Raw genomic sequence first — 19382 nt, forward strand, 5'->3', positions numbered from 1 at the left:
CGCGCGCCCGAATAGTCAGGGGCTCCGCCGGGGCTGCTGGTATCCTTGGAAGTTCACCGAGGTGCGTGCGCCGTGCAGGTACCGGAACGGACCAGCCATTTCGATTGAAGCCGTTAACACGCCCGCCGCCGAGCCGAAGGTGACATACGCCCTCGTCGCTGTCTCGAACCGGCTGCCCGTGGACTTCGTCGTCGCCGAGGACGGCACCGAAAGCTGGAAGACCTCACCCGGCGGACTCGTCACCGCCCTCGAGCCGCTGATGCGCTCCTCCGACGGCGCGTGGGTCGGCTGGCCCGGCGTCGCCGACCGCGAGTTCGCCCCCTTCGAAAACGACGGCATCAACATCGTTCCCGTCTCACTGACCGACGCCGACCTCGAGGACTACTACGAGGGCTTCTCCAACGACACCCTCTGGCCGCTCTACCACGACGTGATCTCCCCGCCGAGCTTCCACCGCGAATGGTGGGAGGCGTACGTGCGCGTCAACCGCCGGTTCGCCGAAGCGGCCGCCGCGGCCGCGGCAGCCGGTGCAACCGTCTGGGTGCACGACTACCAGCTGCAACTCGTGCCGCGGATGCTGAGGGACATGCGCCCCGACCTCGTGATCGGCTTCTTCAACCACATACCGTTCCCGCCGTACGGCATCTATGCGCAGCTCCCGTGGCGTAAGCAGATCCTCGACGGCCTGCTCGGCGCCGACCTGATCGGCTTCCAGCGGCTGGCGGATGCCGGCAACTTCTCCCGCGCGGTCCGTCGCCTCTTCGGATACACCACCCGCGGTGTCGCGATCGACGTTCCAGGCGCCGGGGGACACCACCGCCGGGTGATCGCCAAGCACTTCCCGATCTCGATCGACGCCGTCGCATACGCCGACCTCGCGAAACGTCCGGAGATCCAGGCCCGCGCGCGCCGCATCCGCGAGGACCTCGGCAACCCGAAGACGATCATTCTCGGCGTCGACAGGCTCGACTACACCAAGGGCATCGGCCACCGGCTGAAGGCCTTCGGCGAGCTCCTCGAGGACGGGTCGATTTCCGTCGAGGACGTCACCCTCGTGCAGGTCGCGAGCCCGTCCCGGGAACGGGTCGGAGCGTACATGGCCCTCCGCGACGAGATCGAACTCGCCGTCGGCCGGATCAACGGCGACTACTCGACGATCAGCCACACCGCGATCAGCTACCACCACCACGGCTACCCGCGCGAGGAAATGGTCGCCCTGTACCTCGCCGCAGACGTCATGCTCGTCACCGCCCTCCGCGACGGGATGAACCTCGTCGCGAAGGAATACGTCGCCGTCCGCGACGACAAGGACGGCGTGCTCGTCCTGAGCGAATTCGCCGGGGCGGCCGACGAACTCAAGCAGGCCGTGCTGATCAACCCGCACGACATCGACGGCATGAAGGCAGCCATCCTGCGTGCGATCGCGATGCCGCGCCCCGAACGGCAGCGGCGGATGCGCGCCCTGCGCCGCAAGGTGTTCGACAACGACGTCGCCGCCTGGTCGTCGTCCTTCCTCCGCACACTCCGGGAGGGTGCCGCCGTGCAGCCCGGCGTTCCCGATGATCTCGCTCACGCCCTCCGCGACTTCAGTTCCGCGGGCTCGCTGCTCATCGCGCTGGACTTCGACGGCACCGTCGCCCCGATCGTCGACAACCCCCAGGACTCGCGTGCCGTCGCCGGCACCCGGGAGGCCGTCGAACGCCTGATCGGACTCGACGGCGTGCGTGTCGCCCTCGTCTCCGGCCGGTCGCTCGCGAGCCTGCGCCAGGTCGCCGAACCGCAGGTCGAGGTGCTTCTGACCGGTTCACACGGCATCGAGGTCCAGCTGGACACCCCGGGCGAAGAGCTCGGACTCGACCAGGACGAACTCGACCAGCTCGACACGCTCGCCCGCGTGCTCGAACGGGTCTCGGCATCCGTGACGGGTGCATGGATCGAACGGAAGCCCGCCGGCCTGGCCTTGCACACCCGCAAGTCGACCGCGCAGGCCGGCCAGGCCGTGCAACGCGACGCCCGCGTGCAGCTCGGCGCCGTGCTGCCAGACCTCACCGTGCGCGAGGGAAAGAATGTGCTCGAATTCTCCGTGCGCTCGAGCTCGAAGGGTGACGCGCTCGAACGGCTCCGTGCATACACGGGCGCCGACCGGGTGTTCTACGCCGGAGACGACGTGACGGACGAAGACGCCTTCACCGCACTGCACCCCGGCGACCTCGGACTGAAGATCGGCGCAGGCACCTCCCTCGCGGGCTACCGGGTGCGCGGACCGGAGGAAGTGCCGATCGTGCTGCAGCTGATCGCCGACCTCCGGGAGGCCGCCCCAGCTCCCGGAACCCCCGGAACTCCCAGCGAACGGTAACCCTGCGGCAAAGTTCCCGAAACACAGGTTCTAGAATCACTACATGCCTGAGATCGATCTGAAACCGCGTAGTCGCGACGTCACCGACGGAATCGAAGCCACGACCTCCCGCGGAATGCTCCGTGCCGTCGGGATGGGCGACGCGGACTGGGACAAACCCCAGATCGGCATCGCGAGTTCCTGGAACGAGATCACACCGTGCAACCTGTCCCTCGACCGCCTCGCGCAGGCGGCCAAGGAGGGCGTGCACTCCGGTGGCGGCTATCCGCTGCAGTTCGGCACCATCTCCGTCTCCGACGGCATCTCGATGGGCCATGAGGGCATGCACTTCTCCCTCGTCTCCCGAGAGGTCATCGCGGACTCCGTCGAGGTCGTCATGCAGGCCGAGCGCCTCGACGGCTCCGTGCTGCTCGCCGGCTGCGACAAGTCCCTGCCCGGCATGCTGATGGCCGCTGCCCGGCTCGATCTCGCGAGTGTCTTCCTCTACGCGGGCTCGATCGCGCCCGGCTGGGTCAAGCTCTCGGACGGCACCGAAAAAGACATCACCATCATCGACTCGTTCGAGGCCGTCGGCGCCGTCAAGGCCGGGCGGATGTCCGTGGCCGACGCCAAGCGGATCGAGTGCGCCTTCGCCCCCGGCGAGGGTGCCTGCGGCGGCATGTACACCGCGAACACCATGGCGAGCGTCGCAGAAGCCCTCGGCATGAGCCTTCCGGGATCCGCGTCCCCCGCCTCGGCCGACCGCCGCCGCGACTACTACGCGCACCGCTCCGGCGAGGCCGTCGTCAACCTCCTGCGCCTCGGCATCACGGCCAGGGACATCCTCACCCGCAAGGCCTTCGAGAATGCGATCGCCGTCGCCATGGCCTTCGGCGGCTCCACGAACGTGGTGCTGCACCTGCTCGCCATCGCCCGCGAGGCCGAGGTCGAACTGAGCCTCGACGACTTCAACGTGATCGGCGACATGGTTCCGCACATCGGCGATCTGAAGCCGTTCGGCAAGTACGTCATGAACGACGTCGACCGCCACGGCGGGGTGCCCGCCGTGATGCGCGCCCTGCTCGAGGCCGGCCTCATCCACGGGGACGCCCTCACCGTCACCGGGAAGACCGTCGCAGAGAACCTCGCGGAGATCGACCCGCCCGACCTCGACGGCGAGGTGCTCCGCACGCTCGACAACCCGATCCACAAGAGCGGCGGCATCACCATCCTCAAGGGCTCGATGGCGCCGGAGGGCGCTGTCGTCAAGACCGCCGGCTTCGACAGTGACGTGTTCACCGGACCCGCCCGCGTCTTCGAGCGCGAGCGCGCGGCGATGGACGCCCTCACCGAGGGCACCATCGAAAAGGGCGACGTCGTCGTCATCCGCTACGAAGGCCCCAAGGGAGGCCCCGGCATGCGCGAGATGCTCTCGATCACCGCGGCCATCAAGGGCGCCGGGCTCGGTGCCGATGTACTACTGTTAACGGACGGCAGATTCTCAGGCGGCACAACCGGACTGTGTATCGGCCACATAGCACCCGAAGCGGTGGACGCAGGTCCGATCGCCTTCGTGCGCGATGGTGATCTCATACGGGTCGATATCGCAGCTCGCACGCTCGACCTACTGGTCGACCCTGAAGAGCTCGACGCCCGACGAGTCGGCTGGGCGCCTCTCCCTCCGCGCTACACCCGCGGCGTGCTCGCCAAGTACACGAAGCTCGTGCAATCGGCGGCCGTTGGCGCCGTCACGGGGTAGCGCTCACCATTCGTACTCGACCTTAGGGACCTGAATCAATGACCGCGGAACAGAACCCCGTGCCATCACCCACGCCCTCGCCGACCTCGGCCGCCACGTCGTCCGCCGCGGCGACGGCCGCGGCAGCATCCGGTGAGCCCGAACTCCTCACCGGTTCCGGTGCGATCATCCGCACCCTCGAACTGCTCGGCGTGACGGATGTCTTCGGCCTGCCCGGCGGCGCCGTCATCCCGCTCTACGACGAGCTGATGACCCAGGACGCCATCCGGCACATCCTGGTGCGCCACGAGCAGGGCGCCGGCCACGCTGCGGAGGGCTACGCCTCGGCGAGCAACCGCGTCGGCGTCGCCATCGCGACCTCAGGCCCCGGCGCCACGAACCTCGTCACGGCGATCGCGGACGCATACATGGACTCGGTGCCGATCCTGTGCATCACCGGCCAGGTCTTCTCGACGCTGATGGGCACGGATGCCTTCCAGGAGGCCGACATCGTCGGCATCACGATGCCGATCACGAAACACTCGTTCCTCGTCAAGCGCCCGGAAGACGTTCCCGGTGCGATCGCATCCGCCTACCTGATCGCCTCGACCGGCCGGCCAGGCCCTGTGCTCGTCGACATCACCAAGGACGCCCAGCAGAAGACGGCGCCGTTCATCTGGCCGCCGAAGATCGACCTGCCCGGCTATCGTCCGATCACCAAGGCCCACGGCAAGCAGGTGCAGGCGGCAGCCCAGTTGCTCGCCGATGCGAAGAAGCCCGTGCTGTACGTCGGCGGCGGCGTCATCCGCGCCCGCGCATCCGCCGAGCTCCTCGCCTTCGCCGAACTCACCGGCACGCCCGTCGTCACGACGCTGATGGCCCGTGGCGCCTTCCCGGACTCGCACGACCAGCACCTCGGCATGCCGGGCATGCACGGCACCGTTCCCGCCGTGCTGTCCCTGCAGGAGGCCGACCTGATCATCGCGCTCGGCGCCCGCTTCGACGACCGGGTCACCGGGAAGGTCAGCGAGTTCGCGCCGCACGCCACGATCGTGCACGTCGACGTCGACCCCGCGGAAATCTCCAAGATCCGCACCGCAGACGTGCCCATCGTCGGAGACGCCAAGGACGTGCTCGCCGACCTGACCGTCGCCTTCTCCGCGGTGCTCAAGACCACCACCCCGGACTTCACCGAGTGGTGGAGCTACCTGAACGGTCTCCGCGAGGAGTTCCCGCTCGGCTACTCCGAGCCGACGGACGGCCTGCTCGCCCCGCAGTACGTGATCAAGCGCATCGGTGAACTGACCGGGCCGGAGGGCGTCTACGCCGCCGGCGTCGGCCAGCACCAGATGTGGGCGGCCCAGTACATCAAGTACGAGCGCCCCAACTCCTGGCTCAACTCGGGCGGTGCCGGCACGATGGGCTACTCCGTTCCCGCGGCGATGGGCGCCAAGGTCGCAGAACCCGACCGGGTGGTCTGGTCGATCGACGGTGACGGATGCTTCCAGATGACCAACCAGGAACTCGCGACCTGCACGATCAACAACATCCCCATCAAGGTCGCGATCATCAACAACTCCTCGCTCGGCATGGTGCGCCAGTGGCAGACCCTGTTCTACGACGGTCGGCACTCCTTCACCGACCTGAACACCGGGCACGGCTCGGCGATGGTGCCCGACTTCGTGAAGCTCGCCGAGGCGTATGGTGCGCTCGGCATCCGCGTCACGAGCGCGGACCAGGTCGACGACGCGATCAAGCTCGCCCTCGCGACGAACGACCGCCCGGTCGTGATCGACTTCGTCGTGAGCCGCGATGCGATGGTCTGGCCGATGGTGCCCCAGGGCGTCAGCAACAGTTACGTGCAGTACGCGAAAGACCACGCACCGACCTGGGGAGAGGAGTAAGCCCATGAGTTCCCATGTCCTGAGCCTCCTCGTCGAGGACAAGCCCGGCCTGCTGACCCGCGTCGCCGGCCTCTTCGCCCGGCGCGGCTTCAACATCGAAAGCCTCGCGGTCGGCCACACCGAGATCCCCGGCCTGTCGCGGATCACCATCCTCGTCGACGTCGAGGACCTCCCGCTCGAGCAGGTCACGAAGCAGCTCAACAAGCTGATCAACGTGATCAAGATCGTCGAGCTCGACCCCGCGCAGTCCGTGCAGCGCGAGCACCTGCTGGTCAAGGTGCGTGCGGACAACACGACGAGGTCCCAGGTGCTCGAAGCCGTCACGCTGTTCCGTGCGCGGGTCGTCGACGTCGCCCCTGACTCCGTCGTGATCGAGGTGACCGGGGATTCCGGCAAGACCCAGGCGCTGCTGCGCGTGCTCGAGCCCTACGGGATCAAGGAAATCGCACAGTCCGGACTGCTCGCCATCGGCCGCGGGTCCAAATCGATCACCGAACGCGTGTTCAAGAGCTAGCGTCCGCCCCTCACCCCCTTTCTTCACCGACCTTTCTTCACCAAACAACTAGGAGATAACCACTCGTGTCTGAGATTTACTACGACAAAGACGCTGACCTGTCGATCATCCAGGGCAAGAAGGTAGCCGTCATCGGTTACGGCTCGCAGGGACACGCGCATGCCCAGAACCTCCGCGACTCGGGTGTCGAGGTCGTCATCGGCCTGAAGGATGGCTCGAAGTCGAAGGCCAAGGCCGAAGAGGTCGGCTTCACCGTCCTCAGCACCGCCGAGGCAGCCAAGTGGGCCGACGTCATCGTCATCCTCGCGCCCGACCAGGTGCAGCGTCACCTCTACGCCGCTGACGTGCTTCCGAACCTCGCGGCCGGAAAGGCGCTCGTCTTCGGACACGGGTTCAACATCCGCTTCGGCTACATCACCGCACCGGAGGGCGTCGACGTCGTCATGGTCGCCCCCAAGGGACCCGGCCACACCGTGCGTCGCGAATTCGAGGCCGGCCGTGGCGTACCCGTCATCGTCGCCGTCGAGAAGGATGCGACCGGCAATGCCTGGCCGCTGACTCTCAGCTACGCGAAGGCGATCGGCGGGCTCCGTGCCGCCGGCATCAAGACCACCTTCACCGAAGAGACCGAGACCGACCTGTTCGGCGAGCAGGCCGTGCTCTGCGGCGGCGTCTCGCAGCTCATCCAGTACGGCTTCGAGACCCTGACCGAGGCCGGTTACCAGCCGCAGGTCGCCTACTTCGAGGTGCTGCACGAGCTCAAGCTCATCGTCGACCTGATGTGGGAGGGCGGCATCGCCAAGCAGCGCTGGAGCGTCTCCGACACCGCGGAATACGGCGACTACGTCTCCGGCCCGCGCGTGATCGACCCGCACGTCAAGGAGAACATGAAGGCCGTTCTCGCCGACATCCAGAGCGGCGCGTTCGCCGAGCGTTTCATCGCCGACCAGGACGCCGGAGCACCCGAGTTCCTCGCTCTCCGCAAGAAGGGCGAAGAGCACCCGATCGAGGCCACCGGCCGCGAGCTGCGCAAGCTCTTCGCGTGGAACGCCTCGAACGACGACGACTACGTCGACGGCGAAGCCGCCCGCTAACCACCGCATCGCGCACGACGCACCGCGCACCGCACCATGAACGGCGGGGCTCCTCTACCCGAGGAGCCCCGCCGTTCGTCGTAACGCCCCGCAGGGTCAGTGCTCGGTGAGGACGGCCTCTTCAGCCTCCTCGAAGGCCAGGTCGGGCGGCGAAATCCGGAAGCCCCTGGTCAGGATGGCGAGCACGACGACGCCCACGCCGAGCCAGGTGAGGCCGAGCGTGATCGCGTTCACGTCGAGCTTGGTGAGCAGCCATGCATCGATGACGGCTCCGATCGCGGGCACGACCACGTACAGCCACACGTTGTGGTGCCGGCCGGCCCTGCGCTCGCGGATGAAGAAGGCGATCACGGCGAGGTTCACGAACGTGAACGCGGTGAAGGCGCCGAAGTTGATGAACGATGTCGAGGTTGCCACGTCGAGGAACAGGGCGATGAGGCCGACGGCTCCTGTGATGATGATGCTGATCACGGGCGTGCGGTAGCGCTCGCTGATGGTGCCGAAGATTCGGCGGGGGAGGACGCCATCGCGGCCCATCGCGTAGAGAAGACGGGCTCCTCCGGCCTGGGCGGCGAGCCCGGAGGCGAACTGGCCGAGCACGAGCCCGGCGATGAAGATCGCGCCGAACACGTTGCCGCCTATGGTGAGAGCGATGTCGAAGGCGGCGGACGACACGTTCTCGAAGACGCCGCCCGGCTGGACGAGTGTCGTCGTGTACGCCACGACGATGAAGATCGCTCCGCCGATCAGGGCGATGAGCATGATCGCGCGCGGCATGGTCTTCCGCGGGTTGATCGTCTCCTCTGTCAGCGTCGTGACGGCGTCGAAACCGAGGAAGGAGTATGCGGCGATCGCGGCCCCTGCGGAGATGCCGGTGAGGCTCGCCGTGTCGTTGAAGAACGGCGTGGAGCTGAAGAGGGCAAGCGGGCCGGAGTTCGTGAGGACGGAGCCGATCGAGAGGGCCACGAAGAGCACGATCACGAGCACCTGGAAGGCCATCAGGATGTAGTTCGCCTTCTGTGCCACCCGGATCCCGATGATGTTGAGCGCGGTCGTCGCGAGGATGAACCCGAGGATCCAGATCCACCCGGGCACGTCGGGGAATTGAGCGCCGAGGTACGCGCCACCGATCAGCCAGATCACCATCGGCAGGAAGAGATAGTCGAGAAGGACGGCCCAGCCGACGAGGAAACCGACGCGGGAGTCGATCGCGCGGCGCACGTAGCTGTATGCCGACCCCGCGACCGGGTACGCGGCGGCCATCCGCCCATAGCTCGATGCGGTGAAGAGCATCGCGACGAGGGCCACGAGGTAGGCGGCGGGCGTGGCGCCGCCGGTGACCTCGGCGACGATGCCGAAGATCCCGAGCACGATGATCGGCGTCATATAGGCGAGGCCGAAGATTACGACAGAGGAGAGCGTGAGAGAACGAGTGAGGGTGGGACTGGGGTGCGTTGGCGTAACCATGGGTCGTCCTTACTGGGTTGGGGTGGCGGGGCGAACTGAGGGGGCTACTACTGAGATCAGCGGGGCTGGAGAGGTCGGGGACCAGGACTGGGGCTGCCAGCTGGACGGAGAGATCCGGCCGCCGTACAGGGGAGCTCGATCGGGGCATCCGTGTCGGCGAATTGCGCCCACGGTCGGTTGGTACCCGCGGTTCCCTGCACTCGCACCCGGGTCACGTGGTCGAGGTCGATGGTGGTAAGAAGCACGTCGGAGTTGGTGTCAGCGCTCTCGTCGAGGACGTGGCCCTCCGGGTCGACGACGATGCTCCGACCCCGGCCGACGGGACCTGCGCAATTGACGCTCACGGTGAAGACCTGGTTCACGATCGAGTTGGCGCGGGCGAGCACGAGCTCCTGGGCGCGGTCGTCCGTCGTCGTCTTCACGAGGTTCAGTACCACCTCTGCACCGAGCCACGCGAGATGCCTGGTCACCTCGGGGAACCAGGCGTCATAACAGATGGAGAGGCCGAGCCGCCCGACACCGGGCACATCGAAGACGACGAACCGGTCGCCGGGATCGTACGGTTCGAACGGCCGCCAGGGAAACATCTTGCGGTATGAGGCCACGCGTTCCCCCGTCGGGGCGTACACCACGGCCGTGTTGAAGAGTTCCCCGTTCTGGCCGAGTTCGCACACGCTCCCCGGAACGAGCCAGATGCCTGCCTCCCTGGCGAGCGCTCCGAGGGAATCGCCGAGCGGGCCGTCGAGGGGCTGGGCGGATGCCCTGAGGCTCGCGTTCCGTGCGTCGGCCGACTCAGGTTCTGACGTGACGTCGCCGCGGTCCGCGGGGGAGCCGAAGAGATGCAACTCGGGAAACACCACCACGTCGGCATCGGGGGCTCCGGCAAGCACGGACCGCAGCTCGGCGGCGAACGGCTCGATCGCGGCTCCGATCAGCTGGGGAGCCGCCTGCACGGCGGCCACTTTCAGGGTTCTCATCCTTCGTCCTTCCGAGTTCTCCTAAATTAGATCATTTTGAACATTACCGGCGCGTTTCGTGTCGATTATTGTGGTGTCGTGACCACATCGATACCGGGCGACACTGAAGCGGCGCCATCGGGCCTCGCGGCCCTGACCGCCGCCGCCGTCACCGGGATCACCCGCCTCGCGGCCATCGACACCGTGCGGGCCCGGCTCGCCCTCGCCGTCGACCTCGGCCTGCTCCTGCCCGGGGAGCGTGTCCCGCCCGTCGACGACGTTGCGGAGGCTCTCGCCGTCAGCCCGATCACGGCCCGGCGAGCGCTCGAAAGCCTCGCGGACGACGGCGTGCTCGTGCGCCGCAGGGGCCGAGGCGGCGGAACCTTTGTCGCCGACGTCCCCGCCCACTCGGCCGTCGCCGAGATCCGCAGCTATCTCGCAGACGCCGCCGAAGTACACGATCTCATCGACCGACGGGTGCTCCTCGAGTGCGCCGTCGTGCACCACGCCGCGCTCGCCGCGACGGAATCCGACCTCGCCGTCCTCGACCTGCAGATCACCCGGATGCGGGAGGCCAGAAGCTGGACCGAGTACCACCTGGCCGACGAGAGCTTCCACGTCGGAGTCGCCGTCGCGAGCGGTCTCGACTTCGCCCTTCCCCTCTACCGTGCCGCCCTCGCCGCCCTCTACCGATACTTCCTGCCCTATCCGATCTCCTTCCTGCACGGGGTCAACGACGACCACGCCGACCTCGTTGCCGCGCTCCGCCGCTCCGACCCTGTGGATGCCGTGCGCATCGCCCGCGCGCACGTCGAGGCCCTGCACCACACCATGTTCATGGGGCTGCCGCAGCCACCGAACGATGCCCCGACAGCGGTCACCGCCACGCCCCCCTCCAGGTCTCCTGACCCGCTGCCTGACGCGGCGCCGCACTCCGACGGCTAATCTGGCCCTATGACTTCAGCACCACGCGGCGGAAATCCGCGCGACGACGACGCGCTCGGCTGGGCCGGCGACGACGATCCCACCCTGCAAACCCGGTCGGAGGACGCCGACGCCCGCGAGAACTCGCGCACGCCGGTCGAGTCAGACCCCGTTGCCTCCGCACCGGCCAGCGCTCCGGTCTACGCCGCTTTGCCGGACGGCTGGAGCGTCAAGGGCCCGACCGCTGCGATCGAAGCGGATGCCGCGGCCCGCAACTCGGAACGCTCGCCGATGAGTTCATTCACCCTCATCTCCCTCGGGGTGTTCGGCGGCATCTACCTGCTCTTCACGATCGGCTGGTTCATCGGCGTGAGCCGGATCGACAATCCGCTCGGCGACGCTCTCGCGAGCTTCATGTTCAGCCTCGGAACCTGGCTCGCCGTCGCGGCCCCCGTCGCGTGGTTCGCGGTGACGCTCTGGCTGACCCCGACCCGGCCGCGCGGACGAATCCTCTGGCTGCTCCTCGGCGTCGTGCTGCTCGCTCCGCTCCCGCTCCTCGTGAGCGGAGGGGCCGTCGCATGAGCGAGCCCGTCGCACTCCCGAACCCGTCCGGTCCGGACACGTCCGGTCCCGATGCGTCCGGCACCGGTTCGACCGAGACCGTCGCCGCACCACAGCGCCGCAGGCCTTCCTGGCCGTTCCTGGTCGTCGCCGTCTTCTTCGGACTGTTCTACGCCTGGGATGTCTGGGCGGCCCTCGGGAACCTGATCGGCCTCAACCTCGCCGCCGGGTCCCTCGACACCCAGCTCAGCGGGTTCGGCTGGGGAATCCTGATCGCCGGGGTACTCCTGCCGATCCTGATCTTCCTGCTCGCCGCCCGGATCGGACGGGGCAGGCCAGTGTACGCGCAGGCCGCCCTGTTCCTCGTCGGCCTGGCCCTCGCATCCGCCCTCGCCCTCGATATCTACCAGTTCGGACTCGGCAGCCTGATCGTCTGATCGAGGCGTCGGACCGGGATCGCAGGCTCAGAGAATCGCCAGCACGACGAGGGCGATGAGCGCGACCTGCTCGATGACCCGGGTCCGGAGCGGGATCGCGGCCCGGCCGAAGCGCAGCGGGTCGCGGGCGGCGAACGCGTTGGCCGGGAAGACCGCGATCAGGAAGATCACGAGCATGACTCCGGTGACTCCGGTGGTCGGCGGCCAGAGCAGGCCGAGGCCGCCGAGCATCTCGCAGACGCCCGTGAAGATCACCAGGACGACGGGGCCACGCGCGCCGAAGAATCCCGTGAAGCGGAGTCCCGGCGGGATCATGGCAGCCATCGTGCGCTGGACCACCGGGATGAAGTGGGTGATCCCCGCGCCGAAGAAGAAGACGGCCAGAAGGCAGCGCAGGACGAACTGGAGGGAGTCCAACGTAACAGTGCTCATTGGGGAATATTACGGCCGATAGACTCGACCCAATACTGGCGCCCCACGGTCGCGGCGCGAGCCACAATTGCTGCTGCTATCGGAGGTTCTGTTTTCGTGTCAAAACCAGTCGTTCTTATCGCTGAAGAATTATCACCCGCAACCGTCGATGCACTCGGACCCGACTTCGAGGTCCGCACTGTCGATGGCACGGACCGGCCGGCCCTGCTCGCCGCGCTCGCAACGGCCGACGCCGTGCTCGTGCGCTCCGCGACGAAGGTCGACGCCGAGGCTATCGCGGCTGCACCCCTGCTCAAGGTGATCGCCCGCGCCGGTGTCGGACTCGACAACGTGGACATTAAGGCTGCGACGGCCGCAGGCGTCATGGTCGTCAATGCACCGACCTCGAACATTATCTCTGCCGCAGAACTGACCGTCGGTCACATTATTAGCCTCGCCCGTCACATCCCCGCCGCGAGTGGCGCCCTCGCAGAGGGGCAGTGGAAGCGCTCCAAGTACACCGGTGTCGAACTGTACGAAAAGACCGTCGGCATCATCGGCCTCGGCCGTATCGGCGCCCTCATCGCCGCTCGAATGCAGGCCTTCGGCACGAAGATCATCGCGTTCGACCCGTACATCACCTCCGCCCGTGCGCAGCAGCTCGGCGTTGTGCCCGTGACTCTCGAAGAACTCCTCGCGCAGTCCGACTTCGTGACCATCCACATGCCGAAGACGGCGGAGACGACCGGCATGATCGGAGCCGCGCAGTTCAAGCTCATGAAGCCGACCGCGTTCGTGATCAACGTCGCCCGAGGCGGCCTCATCGACGAAGACGACCTCTACGACGCCCTGACTGCCGGCACCATCGCCGGGGCCGGCCTCGACGTGTTCGTGTCTGAGCCCCCGACCGGGTCGAAGCTCCTCGGCCTGGAAAACCTGATCACCACCCCGCACCTCGGTGCATCGACCGACGAAGCCCAGGAGAAGGCCGGCGTCTCCGTCGCGAAGTCGGTGCGCCTCGCCCTCTCCGGCGAACTCGTGCCGGACGCGGTCAACGTCGCCGGCGGCGTCATCGACCCCTACGTGCGCCCCGGCATCCCCCTCGTCGAGAAGCTCGGCCAGGTCTTCTCCGGCCTCACCGCACAGCGCCCGCTCACAAGCGTGGACATCGACGTGCGCGGCGAGCTCGCCGACTACGACGTGAGCGTGCTGCGCCTTGCGGCACTCAAGGGCATCTTCACGAACGTCGTGAGCGAGACCGTCTCCTACGTGAACGCGCCGCTGCTCGCCGAGCAGCGTGGCATCGCGGTCCGCCTGCTCACCGACAAGGAATCGCCGGAGTACCGCAACGTCATCCAGATTCGTGGCGCCCTCGCAGACGGCTCACAGGTTTCCGTCTCCGGCACCCTGACCGGCACGAAGCAGATCGAGAAGATCGTCGAGATCAACGGGTACGACGTCGAGGTCACCTTCGCCGAGCACCTGATCGTGATGGTCTACACCGACCGCCCCGGAATCGTCGCCGTCTACGGCCGCGAGTTCGGCGACGCCCAGATCAACATCGCGGGCATGCAGATCGCCCGCCACGAGGCCGGCGGCAAGGCGCTGAGCGTGCTGACCGTCGACTCACCCGTCTCGGCGAGCCTGCTCGCCACCGTGCGCGACGCGATCTCGGCCGACGTGATGGTCGAAATCGCCATCACGGAGTAGCGGTCCGGTCGGTCATTCGACCGATCACGGCGAGCAACCGGTCCAGTCTCGCCGCCGACACCACGTCGGCGGCGGGATAGGCCGCGCTCGTGATGGTGGAACCGAAGTACAGTCCGTCACTGATCAACATGATCGCCTCTGCGACGTCCGGATCCCCGACGGTCTCCTCGATCACGGCCAGCCACTGGCGCCGCATTGAGACAACGGCCGTGTTGGCCAGCGGATGCGATCCCTGCGCCAGGCGCACGGCTCCCGCGATGGTGCGGTCCAGGGGAGTGCCCTCGCTCATCGAGGTCCGGATCAGGTAGTCAACGGGTCCGGCCGCCGCAGAGCGGATGCGTACGATGTCGTCGGCCACGAGCTCCTCGAGCCGGGTGAGCAGTCCCCGGACCAGGGCCTCCTTCGACCCGAAATGGTAGAGCAGCCCGCCCTTCGACAGGCCGGCCGCCGCGGCGACACCCTCGAGGGTGGCCGCACGTTCGCCCTGGTCGATGAGGAGCCCGGTGAACGCGTCGAGGACCCGGTCCCGGGTCGGGGAATGGTCGGCTGACCGGAGCGGGGGCTGGACGGGCGAGGGTGTCATGGTGCTACTGTACCGTCTGGACGGTATAGTTTTGTGCCGTCCCCCTTCTGCGACGGGTCCACCCGTCCCCTGCCCGGAAAGTTGTTGCACCGTGTCAACCCCGACCCGCCCCCGGATCCCCGTCCAACCCGGCGCCGCGCCCGTGCGCCGCTGGTGGGCCCTTGCGGTGCTGATGCTGCCGGTGCTGCTCGTTTCGATCGACAACACCGTGCTGAACCTTGCCCTGCCGCAGATCTCCGAGGCCCTCAGCCCGAGCGGCACCCAGCTGCTCTGGGTGATCGACATCTACCCCTCGTACTCGCGGGGCTGCTGGTCTCGATGGGCAGCCTCGGCGACCGGATCGGCCGGCGCCGACTGCTGCTGATCGGCTCCGCCGGCTTCGGAGCGATGTCGGTGATCGCCTCCTTCGCGCCGAGCATCGAATGGCTCATCCTCGACCGTGCTGCACTGGGCGTGTTCGGGGCCATGCTGATGCCGCCCACGCTCGCACTCCTGCGGTCCGTCTTCACGGAACGCAATGAGCGCCGCCTCGCCATCGCCATCTGGGCGAGCGGCTTCGCGGCCGGCAGCGCACTCGGCCCCGTTGTCGGCGGACTCATCCTCGAGAACGGGGAATGGGGATCCGTCTTCCTGCTCGCGGTCCCGCTGTTGCTGCCCTTGCTCGTGGTGGCGCCGCTGATCGTGCCGGAATCCCGGGATCCGAACCCGGGTGCGATCGATGTGCCGAGCATCCTGCTCTCGCTCCTGACGATGTTCCCGATCGTCTTCGGCATCAAGACGCTCGCCGACTCCGGGTTCGGCGTCGCCGGAACCGTGTCGATCGCAGTGGGACTGGTTGCCGGCATCCTCTTCGCCCATCGGCAGCGGCGTCTCCATGAGCCGATGCTCGACCTCGCACTCTTCCGTCGCGGTTCGTTCAGCGGCGCGGTCGGGGTCAACTTCCTGAGCGTCGTCGCGCTCGTCGGCGGACTGTTCTTCGTCTCGCAATACCTCCAGCTCGTCCTCGGCCTGGAGCCCCTCGCTGCCGGCCTGGTACTCGTGCCCGGCCTGGTGGCGATGATCCTGGCCGGATTGATCGTCGTCCCGATCGCCAGGCGGATCCGGCCGTCGATCGTGATCCCGGCCGGGCTGCTGTTCTCTGCGGCCGGGTACACGGCATTCGCGATCGGCGGAGCCGGATTCGGCCCTGCCGGTGTGGCCGTCGCCTTCGTCGCCCTCGGGATCGGGATCGGGGCTGCCGAGACGGTGTCGAACGAATTGATCGTGGCGAGCGCACCGCCGGAGAAGATGGGCGCTGCATCCGCTGTCGGGGAAACCGCATACGAACTGGGCGCGGTTCTCGGCACCACGGTCCTGGGCAGCATCCTCACCTCGGCATACCGCTCCGCGGTGGTGCTGCCTGATGGGCTCGGCGCCGGACAACGGGCCGCGGCGGGGGAGACCCTCGGCGGGGCCGTCGCCGTTGCGGCCGAGCTGCCGGCAGGAGCCGGCCGGATGCTGCTGGAGTCTGCGCGGGAGGCCTTCCTCACGGGAATCGGTCCCACCGCCTGGATCGGAGCCGGACTCGTGGTCGTAGCGGCCATGGTCGCCTGGGTCGCACTGCGCTCGGCGCGGTGAGCCGGCGTCGATTCCGGGAGTGACGAAGACGCGGGGATCACCCGACCTGACGCGTCGCAGTAGGGTTTGGGTACAGCAATCCGAGCCCCCAGGAGTCCCATGTCCCGTCAGATCAAGCTCGCCGTCATTCCCGGAGACGGGATCGGACCCGAAGTCGTCGCCGAGGCCGTCAAGGTGCTCGGCGCAGCGACAGTGGCCGACGACGTCGAATTCGCGCTGACCTGGTTCTCGCTCGGCGCGACCCGGTTCCTCGAGACGGGCGACGTGCTCACCGATGATGACCTCGGGGCGATCGCCGCCCACGACGCCATCCTGCTCGGCGCCGTCGGGGGAGTGCCCGGCGACCCGCGCCTCGCGAACGCGAACATCGAGCGGGGCCTGCTGCTCAGGCTGCGCTTCTCGCTCGACCACTACGTCAACCTGCGACCGAGCGTGCTGTTCCCCGGTGTGCCGAGCCCGCTCGCGGCTCCCGGCAACGTCGACTTCGTCGTCGTGCGCGAGGGCACCGAAGGGCCGTACGTCGGCAACGGCGGCGCCATCCGCCAGGGCACCGCGCACGAGGTCGCCAACGAGGTCTCGGTCAACACGGCCTTCGGCGTCGAACGCGTCGTACGCTACGCCTTCGAGGTCGCCAGGGGCCGCGCGGCCAAACACCTGACCCTCGTGCACAAGACCAACGTGCTCGTCTTCGCCGGCGGCCTATGGCAGCGGATCGTGACGACCGTCGCCGCCGAATACCCCGACGTGACGGTGGACTACCTGCACGTGGATGCTGCGACGATTTTCCTCGTCTCAAATCCGAGTAGATTTGATGTCATCGTCACGGATAACCTCTTCGGCGACATCCTCACCGACCTGGCGGCCGCAATCAGCGGCGGCATCGGCCTGGCAGCATCCGGGAACATCAACCCGGACGGCCGGTTCCCGAGCATGTTCGAACCGGTGCACGGTTCGGCCCCCGACATTGCGGGCAAGCAGCTTGCGGACCCGACGGCCGCCATCCTTTCCGTCGCCCTCCTGCTCGATCACCTGGGCCTGACGGATGCCGCGGCCCGGGTCCGGGACGCGGTGGTCGCCGATATCGCGGCCCGTACGGAAAATGGGGCATTCACGGCGTCGCGCGGTACCAGCGCGGTGGGCGACGCCATCGTGACTCGAATGACAGACAAGGGACTCCAATGAGCCAGGCAGCACTGAGCGACACCACCACCGAGACCACCACAGGCACCACGACCGACGCCGCGACCACGGGCGCCTTCCCGCTGACCTTCAGCCTGACGCCGTCCACGATGGCGCGCACGAGGGCCGAGCGTGAGGAGATCCTCGCCGACCCCGGTTTCGGCAAGAAGTTCACCGATCACATGGTCTCGATCGATTGGACCGTCGAGGAGGGCTGGCACGATGCCCGGGTCGTCCCGTACGGCCCGTTGCAGCTCGACCCGGCCTCTTCGGTGCTGCACTACGGCCAGGAGATCTTCGAGGGGCTCAAGGCCTACCGCCACGCCGACGGCTCCATCTGGACCTTCCGCCCGGAGAAGAACGCCGACCGGCTCCAGCGTTCGGCACGCAGGCTCGCCCTGCCGGAGCTCTCCGAGAGCGATTTCATCGAATCGATCCGGCAGATGATCGCCGTGGACGGCGATTGGGTGCCGTCGGACCATGAGACGAGTCTCTACCTGCGACCGTTCATGATCGCCAACGAAAGCTTCCTCGGTGTGCGCGCCGCCCACAAGGTCGGCTATTACGTCATCGCGAGCCCTGCGGGCGCCTACTTCGCCAACGGCGTCGCCCCGATCAAGATCTGGCTTTCGACCGAATACGCCCGTGCCGGCCGCGGCGGAACCGGGGCCGCGAAGTGCGGTGGCAACTACGCCGCCTCGCTCCTGCCGCAGATGCAGGCATACGACAACGACTGCGCCCAGGTACTCTTCCTCGACGGGGAAACCGGTTCGCACATCGACGAGCTCGGTGGGATGAACGTCTTCTTCGTGTACGGCACCGACACGCTCGTCACCCCGCGACTGACCGGCACCATCCTCGAGGGTGTCACGCGCGACAGCATCATCCAGCTCGCCCGTGACCGGGGACTGACTGTCGAGGAGCGCGACGTGACCCTCGACGACTGGCGCGACGGAATCGCATCCGGTGCCATCACCGAGGTCTTCGCGTGCGGCACCGCCGCCGTGGTCACCCCGATCTCACAGCTCAAGGGACCGGGCGGCCTGGCCATCGGCGATGCGGATGCGCCGGCCGGCACGATCACGATGGCGCTCCGCCAGGAGCTGACCGACATCCAGTACGGGCTGCTGCCCGACCGGCACGGCTGGCTCACCCGCCTCGACGTACCCGCGGACCAGGCGTGAAGGTCGCGCGGTTCAGCCAGGGCGGAATCATCGCCTTCGGCATCGTCGACGACGATGAGCTCGTCGTACTCAAGGGCGACCCGATGTTCGCCGGGTACGACCCGACCGGCGACCGGATCGCCCTGCGCGACGTGAAGCTGCTCGCGCCCGTGATCCCGCGCTCCAAGATCGTGGGCATGGCGCATGCGTTCTTCTCCGACGACGAAGAACGCGAGCACGCCGAACCGCGCGAGCCCCTCTTCTTCCTCAAACCGAACACCTCGGTGATCGGGCCGGACGACCCGATCTTCCTCCCGGCGCAGTCCCACGACGTGCGCGTCGAGGGCGAACTCGCGATCGTGATCGGCAAGATCGCGAAGAACGTGACGGTCGAGAACGCCGAAGACGTCATCTTCGGGTACACGATTGCGAACGACGTGACGGCGCGCGATCTCCTCGAGCGCGACGGGCAGCTCGCCCGCGCCAAGAGCTTCGACTCGTTCTGCCCGCTCGGCCCCGTGATCGACACCGAGTACGACTGGACGAGCCTGCACCTGACCGGTCGGGTCAACGGCGAGAAGTTCCAGAAGGGGACGGCTGCGCTCTACAAGCATTCGGTCGCCGAGGTCGTCGCGTTCGTCTCGAGCGTCTTCACGCTCCTGCCGGGCGATGTGATCCTCACCGGCGCCCCTGACCGCGCCGAAAAGGTCCACGACGGCGACGCCGTGCAGATCGAGATCCCGGGCATCGGCATCCTGACGAACCCGGTCAAGCGCCTCTAGAGCAATA

At 67.6% G+C, this 19382-nt stretch carries 16 protein-coding genes and 1 pseudogene; 13 read left to right on the forward strand and 4 right to left on the reverse strand.

The window, feature by feature from the left end; genetic code table 11:
• The first annotated feature begins 139 nt into the window (after positions 1-139).
• The 5 genes from RGU41_RS03755 (at position 140) to ilvC (ending at position 7585) form a co-directional block, all read left to right on the forward strand.
• A complete protein-coding gene (locus RGU41_RS03755) occupies positions 140-2356 on the forward strand; it encodes a bifunctional alpha,alpha-trehalose-phosphate synthase (UDP-forming)/trehalose-phosphatase (protein WP_241975378.1) in 2217 nt (738 codons plus the stop codon).
• 43 nt (positions 2357-2399) lie between these two features.
• A complete protein-coding gene (gene ilvD, locus RGU41_RS03760) occupies positions 2400-4094 on the forward strand; it encodes a dihydroxy-acid dehydratase (protein ID WP_322135587.1) in 1695 nt (564 codons plus the stop codon).
• Between the two features lie 38 nt (positions 4095-4132).
• Positions 4133-5977, forward strand: a complete 1845-nt coding sequence (locus RGU41_RS03765) for an acetolactate synthase large subunit (RefSeq protein ID WP_134447363.1) — start codon at positions 4133-4135, stop codon at positions 5975-5977.
• Between the two features lie 4 nt (positions 5978-5981).
• Positions 5982-6491: an acetolactate synthase small subunit gene (ilvN, locus tag RGU41_RS03770; protein WP_134447365.1), complete on the forward strand. Its 510-nt coding sequence runs from the start codon at positions 5982-5984 to the stop codon at positions 6489-6491.
• Positions 6492-6556: 65 nt separating this feature from the next.
• The gene (gene ilvC / locus RGU41_RS03775; protein ID WP_134447367.1) at positions 6557-7585 is read left to right on the forward strand and encodes a ketol-acid reductoisomerase; all 1029 of its coding nucleotides are present in this window, start codon (positions 6557-6559) and stop codon (positions 7583-7585) included.
• 96 nt (positions 7586-7681) lie between these two features.
• On the opposite strand, the gene RGU41_RS03780 is transcribed toward ilvC, so the two are convergent.
• Together RGU41_RS03780 and RGU41_RS03785 are read right to left on the reverse strand one after the other, a co-directional pair.
• Positions 7682-9052 (reverse strand): APC family permease, encoded by a 1371-nt coding sequence (locus tag RGU41_RS03780; RefSeq protein WP_134559394.1) that lies wholly within the window; start codon positions 9050-9052, stop codon positions 7682-7684.
• 56 nt (positions 9053-9108) lie between these two features.
• Positions 9109-10029 carry a carbon-nitrogen hydrolase family protein gene (locus RGU41_RS03785; protein WP_322135588.1) on the reverse strand — a complete coding sequence of 307 codons (921 nt, stop codon included), beginning with the start codon at positions 10027-10029 and terminating at the stop codon, positions 9109-9111.
• Between the two features lie 78 nt (positions 10030-10107).
• On the opposite strand from RGU41_RS03785, the gene RGU41_RS03790 reads away from it, so the two are divergent.
• From RGU41_RS03790 to RGU41_RS03800, 3 genes are read left to right on the forward strand one after another with little or no spacing between them, the layout of a single operon-like run.
• On the forward strand, positions 10108-10953 hold the full coding sequence (locus RGU41_RS03790; protein WP_241975377.1) for a FadR/GntR family transcriptional regulator: 846 nt from the start codon (positions 10108-10110) through the stop codon (positions 10951-10953).
• A 9-nt stretch (positions 10954-10962) separates the two neighbouring features.
• Positions 10963-11514 carry a DNA polymerase III subunit gamma/tau gene (locus RGU41_RS03795; protein WP_134447373.1) on the forward strand — a complete coding sequence of 184 codons (552 nt, stop codon included), beginning with the start codon at positions 10963-10965 and terminating at the stop codon, positions 11512-11514.
• The gene (locus RGU41_RS03800) at positions 11511-11930 is read left to right on the forward strand and encodes a hypothetical protein (protein WP_322135589.1); all 420 of its coding nucleotides are present in this window, start codon (positions 11511-11513) and stop codon (positions 11928-11930) included. Before RGU41_RS03795 ends, RGU41_RS03800 begins: the two co-directional genes overlap by 4 nt.
• Positions 11931-11957: 27 nt before the next feature.
• Here the strand turns inward: RGU41_RS03800 and RGU41_RS03805 are convergent, their stop codons facing one another.
• A complete protein-coding gene (locus RGU41_RS03805) occupies positions 11958-12362 on the reverse strand; it encodes a hypothetical protein (protein ID WP_134560902.1) in 405 nt (134 codons plus the stop codon).
• 96 nt (positions 12363-12458) lie between these two features.
• Between RGU41_RS03805 and serA the strand changes: the two genes are divergently transcribed.
• The gene (serA, locus tag RGU41_RS03810; RefSeq protein WP_134447379.1) at positions 12459-14051 is read left to right on the forward strand and encodes a phosphoglycerate dehydrogenase; all 1593 of its coding nucleotides are present in this window, start codon (positions 12459-12461) and stop codon (positions 14049-14051) included.
• Here the strand turns inward: serA and RGU41_RS03815 are convergent.
• Positions 14041-14634 carry a TetR/AcrR family transcriptional regulator gene (locus RGU41_RS03815; protein WP_134560903.1) on the reverse strand — a complete coding sequence of 198 codons (594 nt, stop codon included), beginning with the start codon at positions 14632-14634 and terminating at the stop codon, positions 14041-14043. The two genes, serA and RGU41_RS03815, sit on opposite strands and share 11 nt — an antisense overlap.
• 91 nt (positions 14635-14725) lie before the next feature.
• On the opposite strand from RGU41_RS03815, the pseudogene RGU41_RS03820 reads away from it, so the two are divergent.
• From RGU41_RS03820 to RGU41_RS03835, 4 genes and pseudogenes are all read left to right on the forward strand, one after another.
• A pseudogene (locus tag RGU41_RS03820) lies at positions 14726-16251 on the forward strand (MFS transporter).
• Positions 16252-16350: 99 nt separating this feature from the next.
• Complete coding sequence (locus tag RGU41_RS03825; protein ID WP_134447385.1) at positions 16351-17433, forward strand: 3-isopropylmalate dehydrogenase; 1083 nt, start codon at positions 16351-16353, stop codon at positions 17431-17433.
• Positions 17430-18614, forward strand: coding sequence for a branched-chain amino acid aminotransferase (locus RGU41_RS03830; RefSeq protein WP_322135590.1), 1185 nt, complete (start codon positions 17430-17432; stop codon positions 18612-18614). Before RGU41_RS03825 ends, RGU41_RS03830 begins: the two co-directional genes overlap by 4 nt.
• Positions 18611-19375 carry a fumarylacetoacetate hydrolase family protein gene (locus RGU41_RS03835; protein ID WP_134447388.1) on the forward strand — a complete coding sequence of 255 codons (765 nt, stop codon included), beginning with the start codon at positions 18611-18613 and terminating at the stop codon, positions 19373-19375. The genes RGU41_RS03830 and RGU41_RS03835 overlap by 4 nt, the downstream gene beginning before the upstream one ends.
• Positions 19376-19382: the final 7 nt, after the last annotated feature.

The organism is Cryobacterium sp. 10C3 (genome assembly GCF_034314285.1).
Lineage (GTDB): Bacteria > Actinomycetota > Actinomycetes > Actinomycetales > Microbacteriaceae > Cryobacterium > Cryobacterium glucosi.

What these genes read in the sequence shown, in the direction of transcription:
- RGU41_RS03780 (WP_134559394.1), bottom strand. Translation starts at nt 9,052, where the DNA reads ATGGTTACGCCAACGCACCCCAGTCCCACCCTCACTCGTTCTCTCACG.
- RGU41_RS03830 (WP_322135590.1), top strand. Translation starts at nt 17,430, where the DNA reads ATGAGCCAGGCAGCACTGAGCGACACCACCACCGAGACCACCACAGGC.
- RGU41_RS03785 (WP_322135588.1), bottom strand. Translation starts at nt 10,029, where the DNA reads ATGAGAACCCTGAAAGTGGCCGCCGTGCAGGCGGCTCCCCAGCTGATC.
- ilvN (WP_134447365.1), top strand. Translation starts at nt 5,982, where the DNA reads ATGAGTTCCCATGTCCTGAGCCTCCTCGTCGAGGACAAGCCCGGCCTG.
- RGU41_RS03805 (WP_134560902.1), bottom strand. Translation starts at nt 12,362, where the DNA reads ATGAGCACTGTTACGTTGGACTCCCTCCAGTTCGTCCTGCGCTGCCTT.
- RGU41_RS03815 (WP_134560903.1), bottom strand. Translation starts at nt 14,634, where the DNA reads ATGACACCCTCGCCCGTCCAGCCCCCGCTCCGGTCAGCCGACCATTCC.
- ilvD (WP_322135587.1), top strand. Translation starts at nt 2,400, where the DNA reads ATGCCTGAGATCGATCTGAAACCGCGTAGTCGCGACGTCACCGACGGA.
- RGU41_RS03800 (WP_322135589.1), top strand. Translation starts at nt 11,511, where the DNA reads ATGAGCGAGCCCGTCGCACTCCCGAACCCGTCCGGTCCGGACACGTCC.
- RGU41_RS03825 (WP_134447385.1), top strand. Translation starts at nt 16,351, where the DNA reads ATGTCCCGTCAGATCAAGCTCGCCGTCATTCCCGGAGACGGGATCGGA.
- RGU41_RS03765 (WP_134447363.1), top strand. Translation starts at nt 4,133, where the DNA reads ATGACCGCGGAACAGAACCCCGTGCCATCACCCACGCCCTCGCCGACC.
- RGU41_RS03795 (WP_134447373.1), top strand. Translation starts at nt 10,963, where the DNA reads ATGACTTCAGCACCACGCGGCGGAAATCCGCGCGACGACGACGCGCTC.